14 protein-coding genes are annotated in these 15,342 nt (G+C 62.0%); 8 read left to right on the top strand and 6 right to left on the bottom strand.

Annotated elements, in window-relative coordinates; genetic code table 11:
- Nucleotides 1-113 precede the first annotated feature (113 nt).
- On the top strand, nucleotides 114-914 hold the full coding sequence (locus D769_RS12525) for a UPF0149 family protein (RefSeq protein ID WP_008645535.1): 801 nt from the start codon (nucleotides 114-116) through the stop codon (nucleotides 912-914).
- 456 nt (nucleotides 915-1,370) lie between these two features.
- Here the strand turns inward: D769_RS12525 and D769_RS30665 are convergent, their stop codons facing one another.
- Both D769_RS30665 and D769_RS12515 read right to left on the bottom strand, forming a co-directional pair.
- The gene (locus D769_RS30665; RefSeq protein WP_008645531.1) at nucleotides 1,371-2,603 is read right to left on the bottom strand and encodes a lysozyme inhibitor LprI family protein; all 1,233 of its coding nucleotides are present in this window, start codon (nucleotides 2,601-2,603) and stop codon (nucleotides 1,371-1,373) included.
- A 395-nt stretch (nucleotides 2,604-2,998) separates the two neighbouring features.
- The gene (locus D769_RS12515) at nucleotides 2,999-4,225 is read right to left on the bottom strand and encodes an FAD-dependent monooxygenase (RefSeq protein WP_008645529.1); all 1,227 of its coding nucleotides are present in this window, start codon (nucleotides 4,223-4,225) and stop codon (nucleotides 2,999-3,001) included.
- 139 nt (nucleotides 4,226-4,364) lie between these two features.
- Between D769_RS12515 and D769_RS12510 the strand changes: the two genes are divergently transcribed.
- The 3 genes from D769_RS12510 to D769_RS32665 all read left to right on the top strand — a co-directional run bounded on the left by D769_RS12510 (nucleotide 4,365) and on the right by D769_RS32665 (nucleotide 6,732).
- Nucleotides 4,365-5,282 (top strand): LysR family transcriptional regulator, encoded by a 918-nt coding sequence (locus D769_RS12510; RefSeq protein WP_008645527.1) that lies wholly within the window; start codon nucleotides 4,365-4,367, stop codon nucleotides 5,280-5,282.
- A gap of 285 nt (nucleotides 5,283-5,567) precedes the next feature.
- On the top strand, nucleotides 5,568-6,341 hold the full coding sequence (locus D769_RS12505) for a hypothetical protein (RefSeq protein ID WP_206536998.1): 774 nt from the start codon (nucleotides 5,568-5,570) through the stop codon (nucleotides 6,339-6,341).
- 154 nt (nucleotides 6,342-6,495) lie between these two features.
- The gene (locus D769_RS32665) at nucleotides 6,496-6,732 is read left to right on the top strand and encodes a GDCCVxC domain-containing (seleno)protein (protein WP_080709850.1); all 237 of its coding nucleotides are present in this window, start codon (nucleotides 6,496-6,498) and stop codon (nucleotides 6,730-6,732) included.
- Nucleotides 6,733-6,805: 73 nt separating this feature from the next.
- Here D769_RS32665 and D769_RS12500 read toward each other — a convergent pair whose 3' ends face one another.
- A complete protein-coding gene (locus tag D769_RS12500; RefSeq protein ID WP_040011016.1) occupies nucleotides 6,806-7,732 on the bottom strand; it encodes a LysR substrate-binding domain-containing protein in 927 nt (308 codons plus the stop codon).
- A gap of 98 nt (nucleotides 7,733-7,830) precedes the next feature.
- Here D769_RS12500 and D769_RS12495 point away from each other — a divergent pair, with 98 nt between their 5' ends.
- Together D769_RS12495 and D769_RS12490 are read left to right on the top strand one after the other, a co-directional pair.
- The gene (locus D769_RS12495) at nucleotides 7,831-8,817 is read left to right on the top strand and encodes a tripartite tricarboxylate transporter substrate binding protein (protein ID WP_008645521.1); all 987 of its coding nucleotides are present in this window, start codon (nucleotides 7,831-7,833) and stop codon (nucleotides 8,815-8,817) included.
- Nucleotides 8,818-8,819: 2 nt separating this feature from the next.
- On the top strand, nucleotides 8,820-10,010 hold the full coding sequence (locus D769_RS12490) for a M20 aminoacylase family protein (RefSeq protein WP_008645519.1): 1,191 nt from the start codon (nucleotides 8,820-8,822) through the stop codon (nucleotides 10,008-10,010).
- Nucleotides 10,011-10,546: 536 nt separating this feature from the next.
- On the opposite strand, the gene D769_RS12485 is transcribed toward D769_RS12490, so the two are convergent.
- Nucleotides 10,547-10,843, bottom strand: coding sequence for a putative quinol monooxygenase (locus tag D769_RS12485; protein WP_008645516.1), 297 nt, complete (start codon nucleotides 10,841-10,843; stop codon nucleotides 10,547-10,549).
- 278 nt (nucleotides 10,844-11,121) lie between these two features.
- Here D769_RS12485 and D769_RS12480 point away from each other — a divergent pair, with 278 nt between their 5' ends.
- Nucleotides 11,122-11,760: a hydrolase gene (locus D769_RS12480; RefSeq protein ID WP_008645513.1), complete on the top strand. Its 639-nt coding sequence runs from the start codon at nucleotides 11,122-11,124 to the stop codon at nucleotides 11,758-11,760.
- Between the two features lie 338 nt (nucleotides 11,761-12,098).
- On the opposite strand, the gene D769_RS12475 is transcribed toward D769_RS12480, so the two are convergent.
- On the bottom strand, nucleotides 12,099-13,019 hold the full coding sequence (locus tag D769_RS12475; protein ID WP_035884037.1) for a LysR family transcriptional regulator: 921 nt from the start codon (nucleotides 13,017-13,019) through the stop codon (nucleotides 12,099-12,101).
- 105 nt (nucleotides 13,020-13,124) lie between these two features.
- Between D769_RS12475 and D769_RS12470 the strand changes: the two genes are divergently transcribed.
- On the top strand, nucleotides 13,125-14,549 hold the full coding sequence (locus D769_RS12470) for an aldehyde dehydrogenase family protein (protein WP_008645505.1): 1,425 nt from the start codon (nucleotides 13,125-13,127) through the stop codon (nucleotides 14,547-14,549).
- Between the two features lie 48 nt (nucleotides 14,550-14,597).
- On the opposite strand, the gene D769_RS12465 is transcribed toward D769_RS12470, so the two are convergent.
- Nucleotides 14,598-15,342, bottom strand: a 745-nt coding sequence (locus tag D769_RS12465; protein ID WP_008645504.1) for a phosphatase PAP2 family protein, incomplete at its 5' end; no start/stop codon positions are given.

Here is a 15,342-nt window from a genome sequence, read left to right as displayed (position 1 = left end):
CCGAAACGGCACAGTCTTGCAAGTCGCACGATGCACATCTGCAAAGGAGCGGCGCTATACTTCGCGGCGATGCGTTCAACGCGTCCCCACCCCGCACCGAGAGAACCCGCTCCATGACCGAAGCCACCGCCCTGACGCCCGACGAACTCCAAGAGCTTGACGATCTGCTGGACGACCTGCGTCAGCGCGCCGAGGAAATCCCGCAATGGGAGTTCTGCGACGGCTTTCTCACGGCCTTGGTCTGCACGCGCCGCCGCATCCCCGCTGCCGACTACCTGCCCATGCTGCTGGGCGACGGCGCGGCGCTCGATGTAGCCGAGGACAGCCCGCTGCCGTTGCTGCCCGCGTTCCATGAAGCGGCCCAGCAGACCCGCTTTATGGAGCTGTGGCAGCGCCGGTGGAACGAGGTGGAGCACCAGCTCGACCAGCCCGTGGAGACGCTGGAGGACGAACGCACCTTCCATCCCGAGGTCATGGACATCCGCGGCGCCATCTTGAGCCTGCCCCAGGAAGAGCGCGCCGAGATGGATGGGCGGGAAATCCCGTCGTTTGGCCAGGTGTGGGCGCTGGGCTTCATGTTCGCGGTGGAGAACTGGCCCGAGGACTGGGCCGCCCCGCGCGACAAGGAGGCCGCCCAGTGGCTGGACGACGCGCTCGACAGCATCGTCGCCCTGACCGAGGACGACACCGGCCAGCCCGAGGTCTGCATGTACAGCGAGGATGGTCCGCCCAGCACCAGCCAGGCGCGCGTGGAAACCTTCGGCGAGGCGATCTGGGCTGTCTACGACCTGCGGCAGATCTGGAAGAGCCTGGGTCCGCGCGTGGAGGCCGTGGTGAGGGGCGACCAGCCCGGCCGCAACGACCTGTGCCCTTGCGGCAGCGGCAAGAAGTTCAAGAAGTGCCACGGCAGATAAGGGAAAAGCGCTTTCTCGCAGCTTATAGCTGCTTGTACCTTGTTTTTCGACTGGCGTGCCGGCGTGCCATCGCTAATGAGGCACGCATCGGCCTCAGCCGGGTGACTTAGGGTCGACACAGCCGGCTTTCGCAGTAGACTCGCCGCCCACCAAATGCTGTTGCACCTTAAAAACGTTTCGTTGGGCGCCACGAACTCTTTCGTGCAGGGCGCCATCCATTCGTTGGCGCCGCACCGCAGATGAATTTCCCATGCGGTACCGGCCGGCAACCCGGCCATCACCAGGCCGATCAGTGCCATTCAGCCAGAATTTGCCAATTGTCTGCCCGAATTGCTCAGGCGAGTCGCATGAGGGTGGCTGGTCGCCGCCGTCCAACGTCGAGCGACCAGTGGCCGGCCGACGACTTGCTCGCGGCCGGTTTCACGCCTCAAAAGGACGGGGCGACGCCGCCGCAGACTATGACCGTGACAATTGCTGAACGCGGTCGTCCGTCACCTTGAGCACGCATGCCGCATCGCTGCAAACATTACGTTGCTGCTTGATCCAGTCCATCTGCTGGGCTTTGAGTTGCTGCGGGTCTGCTGCCTTCTGTCTGGCGGCAGCAAATGCGGCGCCGAGGCGCTTGTCGGCTGCAGCGGTCTCGGGGGTGGAGCAGATCAGCTTCTCGATCTTCGTGCTCGCCTTGGCGCAGTCGAAGCTCGCTTCGATGACGGCATTCGCTGCCTCCTGCTGCCCGCTGACCTGTGGCGCGGTTTCGCTCGACACCTGGGGGAGAGGCTGTGAAGCCGGCGCCGAGTCGGCCGGCGACTTTTCTGCTACGGGCGCCGCCGTCTGGACGTTTGCCGGTGTGGGCGTTGCTGCGGCCTGAGCAGACGCATCGGGTGCGGCGGGCGATGCGACTTGCGCTGCCGCCGTGCCAGTCGCCGCACTCGATGCAGCCTTCTGCGTATATTCGGCGGCTGAAAGCAAGACCTCGATGGTCTGGATCGCGTCAATGAAGCGTGGCTTCTCCGTCTGGACTTCCACCTGGAACTGGCCGTCCTTGCCGTCGATCTTCGCGATCGTATAGGTGATGTCGAACGGTACCTTCTTGGTGTTCGGGTCCATTAACGACATGCCCTGTTCAATAAGGGTAGCGTTCTTCTTGATCTCTTCGTCCTTCTTCGCAGCCGCAAACACCATGCTGGCGCCGAGGATATCTCGATCGGAGGCACTCGCCGGAAGATTGAGGGCTTGTGCGAGGTCCGCACGGGCGGCGGCCCTATGCTCGGGGCTGGCACCCTCGTCGCTCGCTTCCTTGACCATGGCCATGACGTCCATGACGGAATACGTGCCCATCAGTTTCCGCCAGTTCTTCCAGAGTTCGGTCTGATAGGCGGGGTCGGATTGACTGCGCTGGAGGGCGTTGATCGTAGTGTCTGACACCTGGTAGTTCGCCACACCTTTGCACGAGTAGCTCTTGAGCTTTTCATCGTGAGCGACCACCACGGGTTGTTCGATCGTGAAGTGAATGCGCTGTTTGATCTGATCGGCAAGTGCGCCGGTGTCCTTGGTCACCAACTCCGTGAGAATTTCGCTGGACAGCTTCGTGGCCTCAACGTCGCCACAACTCGGAACGTCCTTGCCACAGCCGGCGAGGCCGGTGACTGCCAGAACCGCGACAAAGGGGTACAGCATCTTCTTGTTCATTTGGACCCGGAATAATAAGTTTGCAGCGCGATGTCGGCAACGTGCTGCGGATGTCAAACATCCGCCGGGAATCATATCCAGCCCACGGCTGCACGCAACTGTTCCTTGAGAGATGAGGACTGATTTTCAGCGCTTGTTGTTTTATCGCTTGGTTGAATTGCGCTAACTGGCCTCCATGGCGAAAGCGACTCGAATACGCGGTGAATGAGCGGACATTGAGCGGTGCTTTTGGCAGTTCTATATTCATGACATTTGAATTGGGGATGATGCGCACTAACCGTCTTGCTGGCAGGTTAAAGGCCATCTGGTTCTTCTCGTGTAAAAGACACAGGTCAACAGTTCACCGTGAGGAGTCTCACTGCGGGGGACTCCAACCGTTGTTTAGTCTGGCAAGCTTATTCAGGAGCGTACAGACTGCTGACGCCGACGCCATCCACAGGCATGCCGCCTGCATAGAGTGGCATGGGTAATCCTTGCGCCCATCCCTCAGCCAATATCTGCACATCACGGACAGGATTGGATGCCTTGGCCCGCTCGTTGCGGATGCGACAGGTTTCCGGGTCCATCGCAAACAGGGCGCGCGCAAAGATCCGTCCCTGTTCGGCCAGCCTGGTTGTCTTGGGACTGCGGATCTTTGTGAATTGCTGGAAGACTTCGTCCAGACTGCCGCTTGCGCCCTCCAGGCACCGAGCTAGATGCCAAGCATCTTCCAGTGCCTGGCAGGCACCTTGCCCCGATGTCGGCAAAGGCGCATGTGCTGCATCTCCAATCAACAACACATTGGCCCGACTCCATGTATGCAGTGGCTCCAGGTCATGCACAGCAATCAGCCGGATGGCATGCGCAGGCGTAGCCCGAATGATGCGGGCGACAGGCTCGGGCCATCCGGCGAATAGATCCTCAATCTCCTTGCGAATTCCTGAGGTGGAGGTTTCCCCAGGTAATGGCCGCGCCTGCGCCGCTGCCCAGTAGAGCAAATCGGTCCGGATTGCCACGCATCCGAAGCGCGTGCCCGCCCCCCAGAAGTCCTGAATCGCGATATCGTCGACCAGCGCACTTTGTCCTTGCGCCACGCCGATCCAGTTCACGAAGCCCTGGTAGATCGGCGTGTTGTCACCCGCAACAAATTTGCGCGCCACCGAATCCATACGGCCGTCGGCGCCGATGAGCAAGTCCGGACGGATGCTCACGCCGTTCTCAAAATGGGCCACAGCCTTGCCATGGGCATCCAGATCGATGGCCGCCGCCCGGTGTCCGAACTCCACCGGGATACCTGCCCGCGCCGCATGTTTCAGCAACACAGCCTGCAAGTCCCGGCGCAGCACCGTTTGGGTCGGATACCCCATCGTCCGATCCAGCAGCGCAATATCGACGCCTCCCAGAGCGTTGCCTGCCGCATCGTAGCGATGCGCCATCACAGGCCGGCCACCAACAGCCTCAATGTCTCGCAGCAGTCCCAGCTCTTGCAGCACAAGGCCAGCATTGGGCCAGAGCGTCACGCCAGCTCCCATGGTCGCAGGCGCCGCCCGGCGCTCATAGACGCGGGGGCGGTACCCCTGCTGGTGCAAGGCCAGCGCCACGCTCAGACCCGCAATGCCGCCGCCAAGTATTCCAATTTCCACGGTGAAGCTCTCCTTCTCAAACGGTCCTGATGCACGGCCAAGGGTGATGCATCGGACAAAAATGGCATCTTAGATTCCACCGGCAGCGAGAACTAGCATGTGAAAATGGGTAGATTTCATACCTCAAACGGGATAATCAATGCGCGATGCACTTGATCTGAATACTGTCCGTGTCTACGCGGCAGTCGTCGATGAGCAGAGCTTTGCTGGCGCATCACGCCTGTTGGCCATGCCCTCGTCGAATGTCAGCCGCCACGTCGCAGCACTGGAGCGCAGACTCGGCGTACGCCTGCTGGAGAGAAGTACCCGCCATCTGCGCATGACGGAAGCCGGCCGGCTGCTCTACGAACGCGCAAAGCCCTTGCTCGACACCTTGCTCTCCACGGAGGAAGAGCTTGGCGTGGTACAGCGCGAATTGCGCGGCCCTCTGAAGATGTGCATGCCCGGCGAAGCGCCAAGGCTGCTGGCTCCCATCCTGGCCGAATTCTGTAGCCTCCATCCCGGCATCGAGCTGGAATGCGATACGCGGATGACCGGACTGGAAGTGCTTCGAGAGGACGTCGACCTTTCCATCGTCTTCCATCGGGGTCATCAGGAGGACAGTGCCTTCATCACCCGCGAACTCGCTACACTGCCCAGCATCGTGGTCGCAGCTCCCTCCTTGCTGGCCAAGACTGGAATGCCACGCTATGTGCGAGAGCTGAAATCTCTGCCCTGCATCACCACCCTCAGCGCACTGAAGGGCCAGCCCTGGCAGTTTCAGGACGCGGCGGGCGAAATCGTCAAGGTGCCGGTCCGTAGCCGCTACCGCGTCAACAGCGGAGAACTGGCCGTGGCGGGCGCACGGCAGGGCATCGGTTTCGCGATTGTGGCGGCTTACCCATGCCAGGAAGATCTTGCCGCTGGCCGATTGCAAGAGGTGACACTGGACCTGTGTCCTGCGCCGTTGCAATTGCTTGGTGCCTACAGCCACCGGCATTCCGTAACAGCGCGTGTGCGGGCATTACTGGAATTGATTCAGATGAGGTTAGGCGAACTGGGCAACCTCGCGAGGTGAAATGCGCGATGCATCTGAATCGCCGAATGTCTGCAATGGGGCGGTAGCCGCCTTCTGCGCCAGAAAGCCTATGCCTGGATAGGCGGAGGGCCGAGACCGGCCAGATCCGGACAACCATCTTGCAGGCTAGCAAGCCGCTCGAAACGCGGTGTGCTCTTGAAGATCCATGGCGGGGTGCTACCTCCCATTCCAAGATTCATGTTGAATCAAATCACTCCAAATACGCCCTTTGGGTTTACGCTTTAGCTTCTCTAGGCGACTCCTTCGCAATTGCCGGGGATGGTGATGCAGACCTTTTCGTGGCTTTCGCAACCAGGTGACACGGTGCGTATGAACAGTGTCGTTCCGCCAGCGCAAATCGGCTTCCGATTTCGCAGCAATGCGTTGATTGGTACTCACGGGATCGATGCACGCATCCGGTGGCGCCACGCAGTTTCACAAAGCACGGTCATACGACTGCTGCAGGTAGCGGGCTTTGCCCTCTTCTTCGCGGCATCGCTGGCGTACGCACAAGACACCGTTCGCGTGCGAGGCACTATTGAGCATGCCGAGGGTCAGACCGTTGTAGTCAAGTCGCGTGAGGGTGCCAAGTTGAAGGTCTTGTTGGCCGACAACGCCTCAGTCGTTGCCGTTGTGAAGGCCTCGATTTCTGACATCAAACAGGGCTCATTCGTTGGGGTCGCCGGGATGCCGCAGGCAGATGGGAGCCAGAGGGCAATCGAGGTGCTCATCTTTCCCGAGACCATGCGTGGGACCGGCGAAGGACACTATCCGTGGGACCTTCGGCCGCAGAGCACCATGACCAACGCCACTGTCGTCCACATCGAGCAGACCGTAGCCGAGGTCGACGGACGCGTCTTGAGCGTGAAGTACAAGGATGGCGAGAAGAGAATAATCGTGCCAGCGAATGTGCCAATCGTGACCTTCGTGCCGAGTGACAAGAGCGAGCTCAAGCCTGGGATGCACATTTTCATCAGCGCTGCAAAACGGCTGCCTGATGGGACGCTACAAGCATCGCGCGTCAATTTCGGCAAGGACGGGCTCACACCGCCGATGTAATTGTGGCAACGGATCAACCTCGGCTTTCGGCAATGTCGTACGGCGGCCCTGTGAACGTGAGCCGAGGGCGGAGTTCGGCCATGGGGCGACATTCGTCACTGCATTCAAACTGTTGACGATTCACACCTCTTTTCTGTGCATGAAGGCAATGAAAATGACGACGACCATGCTTGAGTCCGCGTTGACCTGTCCACATTGCGGATTCATGTCGGTCGAAGTGATGCCGACAGACGCCTGCCTCTACTTCTATGAATGCACGAAGTGCAAGGCCTTGCTTTCCCCGAAGTCTGGCGACTGTTGTGTCTTCTGTTCGTATGGCTCGGCCAAGTGCCCGCCCAGTCAGGAATCACGTGCTTGCTGCTCGGGTTCCGCTACTCCAGCCAAACGTTGAGCGCCCGCTTTCCGGAAGATCGATCAACCCGTCTTCGTTCAGCCTTTTCGCCAGCTCGTACTGCCCTCCCCCGTCAGCCCTGTTGCCCCGATACGAAAGCGCCAGTCGGTTCGCTTTGGCGAGCCTCGGCCAGAATCCAGTCCAGAAATGCATTCTGCGCGGCGCTCCGTGGCCGCTGTGCGTCGACACAGGTGAAATAGCCGCGCCCGGTGTCGACTCGCAAATCAAAAGGCATCACCAGTTCACCGGCTTCCAGCTCGCGTTCGATCAGGCAGGGTTGTGTTAGCGCGATACCCAGTCCGGCCTTCGCCGCAAAGATCAGATTGATGCTCAGGTCGTAGCCTGGGCCCAGCTTGGGTGCGACCCCGAGTCCGGCCGCCTTGGCCCAGAGCGCCCAGTTTTCCGGGAAATTCGTATGGTGGAGCAGCGCCTCTTGAAGCAAGTCTCCGGGACGCTTCAGGCGCGAAAGCAATGATGGCGCGCAGACCGGAACGAGTTCGCGTCCGAGTAGGTATTTCACTTGCATTCTGGCCGGCCAACGTCGCTTGGGGCGCTTCACCTCAATCCAGACGTCGATGTCATCGCGGCTGAAGTCTTCGTCATGGCGAAATTGCCGCATTTCGACGTCCACATCCGGGTGCGCCTCCCTGAAGCGCGCGAGGCGGGGAAGCAGCCATTGAGTACCGAGCGTGGGAATCACGCTCAGCCGCAGCTTTCCGTCAGCGCGTGGCCCCTGAAGCCTGGTCGCCGCAGCCTCGAGGGCCAGCACATGGCGCTCCGTCAATTTGCGCAATTGGCGGCCTTCTTCGGTCAGCGCCACACCCTGCGATGATCGCTCGAACAACTGGCAATCACCGAGGTGCTGCTCCAGACGTTGCACTGCTCTGCTGACAGCCGCCTGGGTGACGCAAAGCTCCTCGGCCGCCAGGCGGAAGCTGCGCAGGCGACTCACCGCCAGAAAGGCATGCAGTTCCACCAGTGAAGGAGAGCGAATTTTCATGGGTCATTACATTTTGTTATCGTGCTCAATGGTTTTGTCGTTTGCTTGCGGATCTGCGTCTGCTTAACCTTCGGGCAACGCTAACTCGCACGCCGGCAATGTCCATCAATCGTCGCACCTTTCTCAAAGCAACCGCCCTTGGCAGCCTTGGCGGCCTGGAACTGCCCGCCTTTGCCGCCGACAAATATCCCACACGCCCGATCACTCTGGTTGTGCCGTTCTCCCCGGGTGGCTCGGTTGACGTGTCCGGCCGCCTGATCGCCGAGAGGTTGGGCAGAGCGATTGGCCAGCCTGTGGTAATCGACAACCGGCCCGGCGCCGGGGGCGCCATCGGTTCGACGTATGTAGCGAAAGCGCAGCCGGACGGCTACACCCTCATCGTCACCTCGCAGAGCACGCATGTCGTGAATCCGGCGATGAACCCCAAGCTGCCCTATGACGCCGTGAAGGGCTTCTCGAATATCACGCTCATCAGCCGACTGTCAAACGTGCTGCTGTGCAATGCATCGCTGCCGATTCGCAACTTCGCCGATCTGGTCAAGTACGCGCGAGCCAATCCCTCCGCGCTGAACTATGCAAGTGCCGGGACGGGTTCGGTGTCACACGTCAGCATGGAGCTTCTCAAGACCCAGGCGGGTATCCCGATGACGCATGTGCCCTATCGGGGCGCCGGAACAGCTTTGACCGACCTGCTGGGCGGGTCGGTGCAGCTGACCTGGAACAATCTGTCCTCCAACCTCGACCACATCCTGCAAGGCAAGTTGCGTGCGCTGGCCGTGGCGGCACCGGCGCGCGTGCCGCAACTGCCGGATGTGCCAACCTTTGCCGAACTCAAGCTGCCTGACCTGAATGAGACATCATGGACCGGCCTTGCCGCCCCGGCAGGGACACCGCATGCGATTGTTCAACAGCTCTACCTCGCGGTACGCAAGATTCTCGCGGAGCCTTCGACTCGGTCCATCTGGACTGCGAAGGGCATGATCGTGCCCGAGGACATTACGCCGGAAGCCTATACCAGGGAAACGGAACAGCGCATCAAGTTCTACCAGCGCATCGCCAAAGACAACCACATCGCTTTGGATTGACGATGGCCATCGATTCCAAGGCAGTTACAGCGCTTCCCGACCTGCTCCCCCTGCACGACGAGCTTGCCGCGCTGCGGCAACACATCCACCGGCATCCGGAGCTGGCCTTTGAGGAGCACGACACTGCGGATCTGGTTGCCGGGAAGTTGCAGGAATGGGGATACCACGTAACGCGCGGCATCGGAAAGACGGGACTGGTTGGCCAGTTGCGCGTGGGAAACGGTGACAAGTGTCTTGGTCTGCGCGCCGACATGGATGCCCTGCCTATCCAGGAAGACACCGGGCTTCCCTACGCCAGCATCCGGCCCGGCCTCATGCATGCGTGTGGACACGATGGCCACACCGCGATGCTGCTTGGCGCGGCAAAGCACCTTGCGGCCACGCGGAACTTCTCCGGTACGTTGAACCTGATCTTTCAGCCTGCAGAGGAGCGCGGGTTCGACAGCGGCGCCAAGGCCATGGTGGCGGATGGTTTGTTCGATCGCTTTCCTTGCGACATGGTGTTTGCCATGCACAACCATCCCGGCGCACCCCAAGGCCGGTTCCTGATGCGTCCGGGACCGTTTCTGGCCGCGGGCGATCGGGTGTTCATCAAGGTCATCGGCCTGGGGGGCCACGCCGCGCGCCCTCATCTGGCGGTCGATCCGCTTGTGGCAGCGGCTGCCATCGTGATGGCACTCCAGACCGTAGTCTCCCGCAACGTCCCCCCCAACGAGTCGGCAGTACTCACGGTTGGCCGGCTACGTGCGGGAGACGCACTGAATGTCATTCCGGGCGAAGCCGAGATCGGGATCAGTGTGCGCTCGTTCAGTCCGGAGGTGCGCGCACTACTGAAGGATCGCATCACCACGCTGGTCCACATGACTGCCGAATCGTATGGCGCGAAAGCTGAAATCCGCTATGTGGAAGGCTACCCGGTAGTCGACAACGCCGCCGACGCAGTTGCCTTGGCGGGGGAAGTTGCCATGGCACTTGTTGGCCCAGCGGACGTGGACCACGACTATCCGAAGATGATGGGTAGCGAGGACTTCGCCTACATGCTGCAGGAATGCCCGGGGGCGCTCGTCCGTATTGGCAACGGCCCATCTGACGGCGGGCGCGGCTTGCACAACCCGCGCTACGACTTCAATGACCGCAACCTGGCGTTGGGTGCAGCGTACTGGTGCCGACTGACAGAGACGTTCCTGGCCTGAGCGCAGCCCGAAAAACGAAAGCAGTATGTGTGGCGGCGAAGAGGGGCAATCGAACAGCTCGCATGGGTCGGGAAGAGGCGGCCTCGGCTTCTCAGCGGCCGTCCGTCCGCGGCCAACTTCGGTCACTGACTCGCGCTTCATCGCGGGAATTCGAGCGTCGGCGACTTCCGGCTAACGGGTCGTCGCGAACTACCCCAACACGGCGCTGACGGTAAAGCAGGTAGCCTCATACAACAAGCGGCAATATACAAGGCTGGGGGGGACGCCGGTGACGCATTGTCAACGATGCTCGGATGAGAGCGGTGCGCGTCGGAGCCGGAACGGCCCTTACACGCAGCGTGCATTCTTACCTGGGATCGGGTTCAGGCGGGTCAGGAGTGCCCACCGGAACCGTGGCAAGCCGCCCCCTCTTGCTTCCAAGCTCTCCCAATTCTGTTCGCATATCGACTGACCGGGTCTTCATAGACGGGCCCGCCACAATCCCACCACGTCCAGTCCGCTGGAGGCGCAATAGTAATCGTTCTATCGCCAATTTCTCAGGACACCAGCGTCATCCTGTAGAACAGCTCCACGCGCTCCACCGCATCGCTGCCGTCTTCCTGGAAGCGGCGGATGTGCTCGCTCTGCGTGTGATGCGCTTCCTGCGCGGCCGGGTTTTCCCAGTGCTCGACGAAGACGAAGCGGCGCGGATCATCCTTCTGCTCGAACAGCTCGTAGCGTAAGTTGCCCGCATCGCAACGCGACGGCTCTACCACTGCGCGCAGTTTCTCCCGCAGTTCGGCTTCGCGTCCTGGCTTGGCATACAGGACCGCCAGCACATAAAAATCGTCCATTATTCGCTTCCCTCGCATCAGACAGTAGTGTCTGCACCACTAGTCAAACGCACTGCGCACGCAAGGACATTCCAGCACCGCAGATCGCTCTGTCCCACCCCCGAAGCATCGCCTATGCTGCAGGTTATCGCAACGCACCGGTACCGCCTGGTTCGGCGCGTGATGCAACCGATGCCTACCTCTGTTGCAAGCCTTCAGGATGGCGTCGTGCAGGCTACATGTGTCGCCTGCGCGATGCGCAGAGTAGCGGCAACCCACCCTTTGCTCTGGAGATAACCATGGCCAGCGAACCCATTCGGGACCCCGCCAACGACCACCTGCTGACTCCGCAGAACGCAGCCTTCGTGATCATCGACTACCAACCGGTCCAGGTGAACTCCATTGCTTCCATGGACCGCCAGTTGCTGGTCAATAACATCGTCGGCGCCTCCCGTGCCGCGGTGGCCTACAAAGTGCCGATCGTCCACTCCACTGTGAATGTGAAGACCGGCCTGAACAAGCCGCCGATTCCGCAACTGCAGAAGGTGCTGGGCGACTTCCCGACCTATGACCGCACCTCGATCAACTCCTGGGAAGACGTGGAGTTCCGCGCGGCGGTGAAGGCCACTGGGCGCAAGAAGCTGATCATGACCGCGCTGTGGACCGAAGCCTGCCTGACCTTCCCGGCGCTCGACGCGCTCAAGGAAGGCTATGAGGTCTACGTCGTGGTCGATGCCGTGGGCGGCACCTCCGTTGCCGCCCACGAAGCCGCGCTGCGCCGGATCGAGCAGGCCGGTGGCAAGATGATCAGCGTTGCGCAACTGTTCTGCGAACTGCAGCGCGACTGGTCGCGCTCGGAAACTGTTCCGGCCTTCATAGACCTATTCATTCAGACGGGTGGCACGGCCGGCATCCAGTTCTCCTACGACCGCGATTGATGCGTGGGCCGGCTTGCCCCGGCCCGCATTTCTTCCCGCGCCCGCGTCCGTGCGTGTGGCGTGGGCGATCGGCCTTCGGTCGCAAAGCATCGAATACGGATTGTCGCGGCGCCACGGTCGCCGCGGCCGCAGCCCATTAGATAATCGAACCTTATCGCGAGCGCTTTACAAACTCGGAAGGCGAATGGCGGCTGTACCCCAGGAAGCAGCCCTTGCAACCGCTCGAACGCCGTTGGCCACTGTCACGTCTCGCAGTAAGCGGGTACACGGAAACAAGCACTCAGCCAAGGCGTGGTTAGCGGAAGTGAACCGGTCATCGGCACTGCCAAACGCGACAGTCAGCGACGATCGGATCGCGGCGCCTCCGCCAGCCGCAACTCCTGGGCCAGGCTGATCAACGCGCGCAATCGCGCGGGTACGAAGCGATGGCCGGAGTAATAAAGCCGCAGGCCGCCAAACGACGGGCACCATGGCACCAGCACTGGCACCAGCGCGCCGCTCTGCAATGCTTCCTCGATAAACCATTCGGAGAGAAAGCCGATGCCGAGCCCCAGCAGCACCGCCTGCTTGATGGCCCCCAACTCGTTGAGCGCAAAGCGCACCGGCAGATCCATCTGCAGTTTCTCGCCCTTGCGCTCCAGTTCCCAGTGATAGATGCCGCCGTGGGACATGCGCATGCCGATGCTCTGGTGCTTGAGGAGATCGCGCGGATGCCTGGGCGTGCCGTGACGCTTCAGGTATTCGGGCGTTGCCACCACGAGCATCCGCACATCGCGCGAGAGCGGCACGGCGATCATGTCCTGCGGAACGGATTCGGCCAGCCGGATCCCGGCGTCGAACCCTTCGGCCACCACGTCGATCAGGCGCGACTCGCTCACGATGTCGATCCTCACCTCCGGATAACGCTGCGCGTACACGTTGAAGAGCGGTTCGAGCAGCAAGGAAGCCACGCTCTGCGGTGCGTTGATACGCAGCGTGCCACTTGGCACGTCTGGGCCGGTACCGGCTTCCTCGCCGGCGCTCTTGATTTCCGCCAGTGCGGGAGCAATGCGCTCCACATATCGTTGGCCCGCGTCAGTCAGGGCCACGCTGCGCGTCGAGCGATTGAATAATCGCACCCGCAGGCGGGTCTCCAGCCCCGCCACGGCGCTGCTCACGGCCGTGGTGGACATGCCCAACTCCTGCGCCGCGCCCCGGAAGCTATTGCGGCGTGCGACGGCAAGCACCACTTCCAGCTCGGTCATTCCTGTTCTGTGCATGGATTGTCCTGAATATCGGGATGCATCATCACCCGTGAGACGGCTTATCAGAACAATAAATCATTCCTAGACTGCGTTGCACATCCCACCCGAAAGGAATTCACCATGCAACGCATCGAACACATCTACATCAACGGAGAATTCGTCACGCCACATGGCCAGGAATGGTTCGACCTCTACAACCCGAGCACCGAGGCCGTCATCGGCCAGGTGCGGCTGGGCGACGCAGAGGACGCGCAGCGCGCCATCGCGGCAGCGCAGGCCGCATTCCCCGCCTGGTCACGCACCACGCGCGCAGAGCGCATCGCCGCGCTGCGGCGCATGCACAAAGCCATCGCGGCACGTGAAGACGAACTGATGGAAGCCATCCAGGTTGAATATGGCGCGCCGCTGGTGCGCGGGCGCTGGATGGCGACATACCCGGCCGACGTCATTGCCCAGGCGATAGAGGCGCTGGAGTCGTTCGTGTTCGAAGAGCAAGCGGGCGCTGCCAAGGTAATCCATACACCCGTAGGCGTCGCGGGTCTGATTACGCCGTGGAACAGTGATGCAGGGTTTATCTGCAACAAGCTGGCCACCGCACTGGCGGCCGGTTGCACCGCCGTCATCAAGCCCAGCGAAATGAGCGCGATGCAGACGCAGGTCGTGATCGAGGCGTTGCATGAAGCCGGCCTGCCCCCGGGCGTGTTCAACATCGTCAATGGCCGGGGCGACGTCGTCGGTGAGGAGATTGCGCGCAACCCTGGCGTCGCCAAGATCTCGTTCACGGGCTCGTCTGCGGTTGGCCAGCACCTCGTGGTCGCAGGAGCGGCCACGATGAAGCGCGTGACGCTGGAACTGGGTGGCAAGTCGCCCACGGTGGTGCTGGACGATGCGGACTTTGCCGCCATCATGCCGCTGGCGCTACAGGCCGGCTTCCTCAACAGCGGTCAGGCTTGCATCGCGGGCACGCGCATTCTTGTGCCACGCAGCCGACTGACCGAGTTCGAGCAGGCCGCGAAGGCGGCGATCTCGCAAATTCGCTCCGGCGACCCGCGCGATGCCGACACCGACATCGGCCCGATGGTCAGCCGGAAACAGTGGGAACGGGTGCAGGACTACATCCGTCTTGGGCAACAGGAAGGCGCGACGCTACTGGCAGGTGGTGAAGGCCGGCCCGAAGGCATGAACACGGGATGGTTCGTGAAGCCCACGATCTTCACGCATGCCAACAATCAGATGCGCATTGCTCGCGAGGAGATCTTCGGCCCCGTGCTGACCATCATCCCCTATGACGACGAAGCCGAGGCGATTGCCATTGCCAACGACACGCGCTATGGCCTGAGCGCCCTGGTATTGGGCAAGAACCCGGAAACCTGCGAACGGGTGGCACGCCAGATCGATTCCGGCCGCGTGCTCGTCAACACCCTGGCGCACGAGCCGCGCGCACCGTTCGGAGGCTTCAAGCATTCCGGGCTCGGGCGCGAAATGGGCCGATGGGGTATCAGCGCGTATCTGGAGCCGAAGACGTTGATGACGAACGCAAGCTGAGCCCGACAGCCCGGCGCCAATCGGCGCCGGTACCTGTCGGACGATGCCTCACGGGGTCGTCGTCAGTGCCGCGGCTTCCGCGGCACAGTCCCGCACCGGCGGCAGACCCTGGGCACGCACCTTGGCCAATTCGTCGCGCGCTGCGGCCAGATCGGCCTCGAATACCGGATCGGCATGCATACGCGCCACCGTGGCCGCCGCCACCATGCGGCCTTCATTGACGTCGCTCTGCCAGTGCACGTTGCAGGCAATGCGGCTTTGTCCGAAGGCACGGCCGCGTGCCAGGATGGCGTCAGCGCGATCGGGGGCGACCTCGGTCAGCACCAGCGCCCACGCCCAGCCCGCCGCGCTATGACCGGACGGATATGAACCGTCCTTGGCCAGCTTGGCTTCCTCGCCGGGCGTACAGGACGGCGTGTGAGTGGCGACGAACGGACGCGTGCGGTTGTAGCGATCCTTCGCGCGGTAGGTCGCCAGGCCCGCATCGACCAGCGTCCGCCGCAGCAGCATGTACAGGCGCGGCGTCTGCGCCTCGCTGACGGGCGCGTTCAGCGCGCAGGAAAACGTGCCTGCCGCTGCCGGGAAGCTGAGGTCCGCGTCGAGTTGCGCCTGCTTCCAGCGTGCCGACCCCGGCTTGGCCCACTGGGTCTGAGCCAGCCTTGCGGTGTCCTTGTCCAGCGCGAAGGCCGCCGATTCGGCCGCCGGCGGCGGTGGCACCAGCGCCAGGCTATCGGGCCGCGCTTCCGGGGCCAGGTAGCCGGCGGGAATGCCGGGACGCAGCTCCGGTACCTTG

The sequence above is a fragment of the Cupriavidus sp. HMR-1 genome, from assembly GCF_000319775.1.
Classification (GTDB): Bacteria; Pseudomonadota; Gammaproteobacteria; order Burkholderiales; family Burkholderiaceae; genus Cupriavidus; species Cupriavidus metallidurans.
The sequence above is the reverse complement of the archived record's forward strand: the minus strand, read 5'-3'. Positions and strand labels throughout refer to the sequence as shown.

What these genes read in the sequence shown, in the direction of transcription:
- D769_RS12500 (WP_040011016.1), bottom strand. Translation starts at nt 7,732, where the DNA reads ATGAAAATTCGCTCTCCTTCACTGGTGGAACTGCATGCCTTTCTGGCG.
- D769_RS12475 (WP_035884037.1), bottom strand. Translation starts at nt 13,019, where the DNA reads ATGCACAGAACAGGAATGACCGAGCTGGAAGTGGTGCTTGCCGTCGCA.
- D769_RS12480 (WP_008645513.1), top strand. Translation starts at nt 11,122, where the DNA reads ATGGCCAGCGAACCCATTCGGGACCCCGCCAACGACCACCTGCTGACT.
- D769_RS12490 (WP_008645519.1), top strand. Translation starts at nt 8,820, where the DNA reads ATGGCCATCGATTCCAAGGCAGTTACAGCGCTTCCCGACCTGCTCCCC.
- D769_RS12505 (WP_206536998.1), top strand. Translation starts at nt 5,568, where the DNA reads ATGCAGACCTTTTCGTGGCTTTCGCAACCAGGTGACACGGTGCGTATG.
- D769_RS12495 (WP_008645521.1), top strand. Translation starts at nt 7,831, where the DNA reads ATGTCCATCAATCGTCGCACCTTTCTCAAAGCAACCGCCCTTGGCAGC.
- D769_RS12510 (WP_008645527.1), top strand. Translation starts at nt 4,365, where the DNA reads ATGCGCGATGCACTTGATCTGAATACTGTCCGTGTCTACGCGGCAGTC.
- D769_RS30665 (WP_008645531.1), bottom strand. Translation starts at nt 2,603, where the DNA reads ATGAACAAGAAGATGCTGTACCCCTTTGTCGCGGTTCTGGCAGTCACC.
- D769_RS32665 (WP_080709850.1), top strand. Translation starts at nt 6,496, where the DNA reads ATGACGACGACCATGCTTGAGTCCGCGTTGACCTGTCCACATTGCGGA.
- D769_RS12525 (WP_008645535.1), top strand. Translation starts at nt 114, where the DNA reads ATGACCGAAGCCACCGCCCTGACGCCCGACGAACTCCAAGAGCTTGAC.
- D769_RS12485 (WP_008645516.1), bottom strand. Translation starts at nt 10,843, where the DNA reads ATGGACGATTTTTATGTGCTGGCGGTCCTGTATGCCAAGCCAGGACGC.
- D769_RS12470 (WP_008645505.1), top strand. Translation starts at nt 13,125, where the DNA reads ATGCAACGCATCGAACACATCTACATCAACGGAGAATTCGTCACGCCA.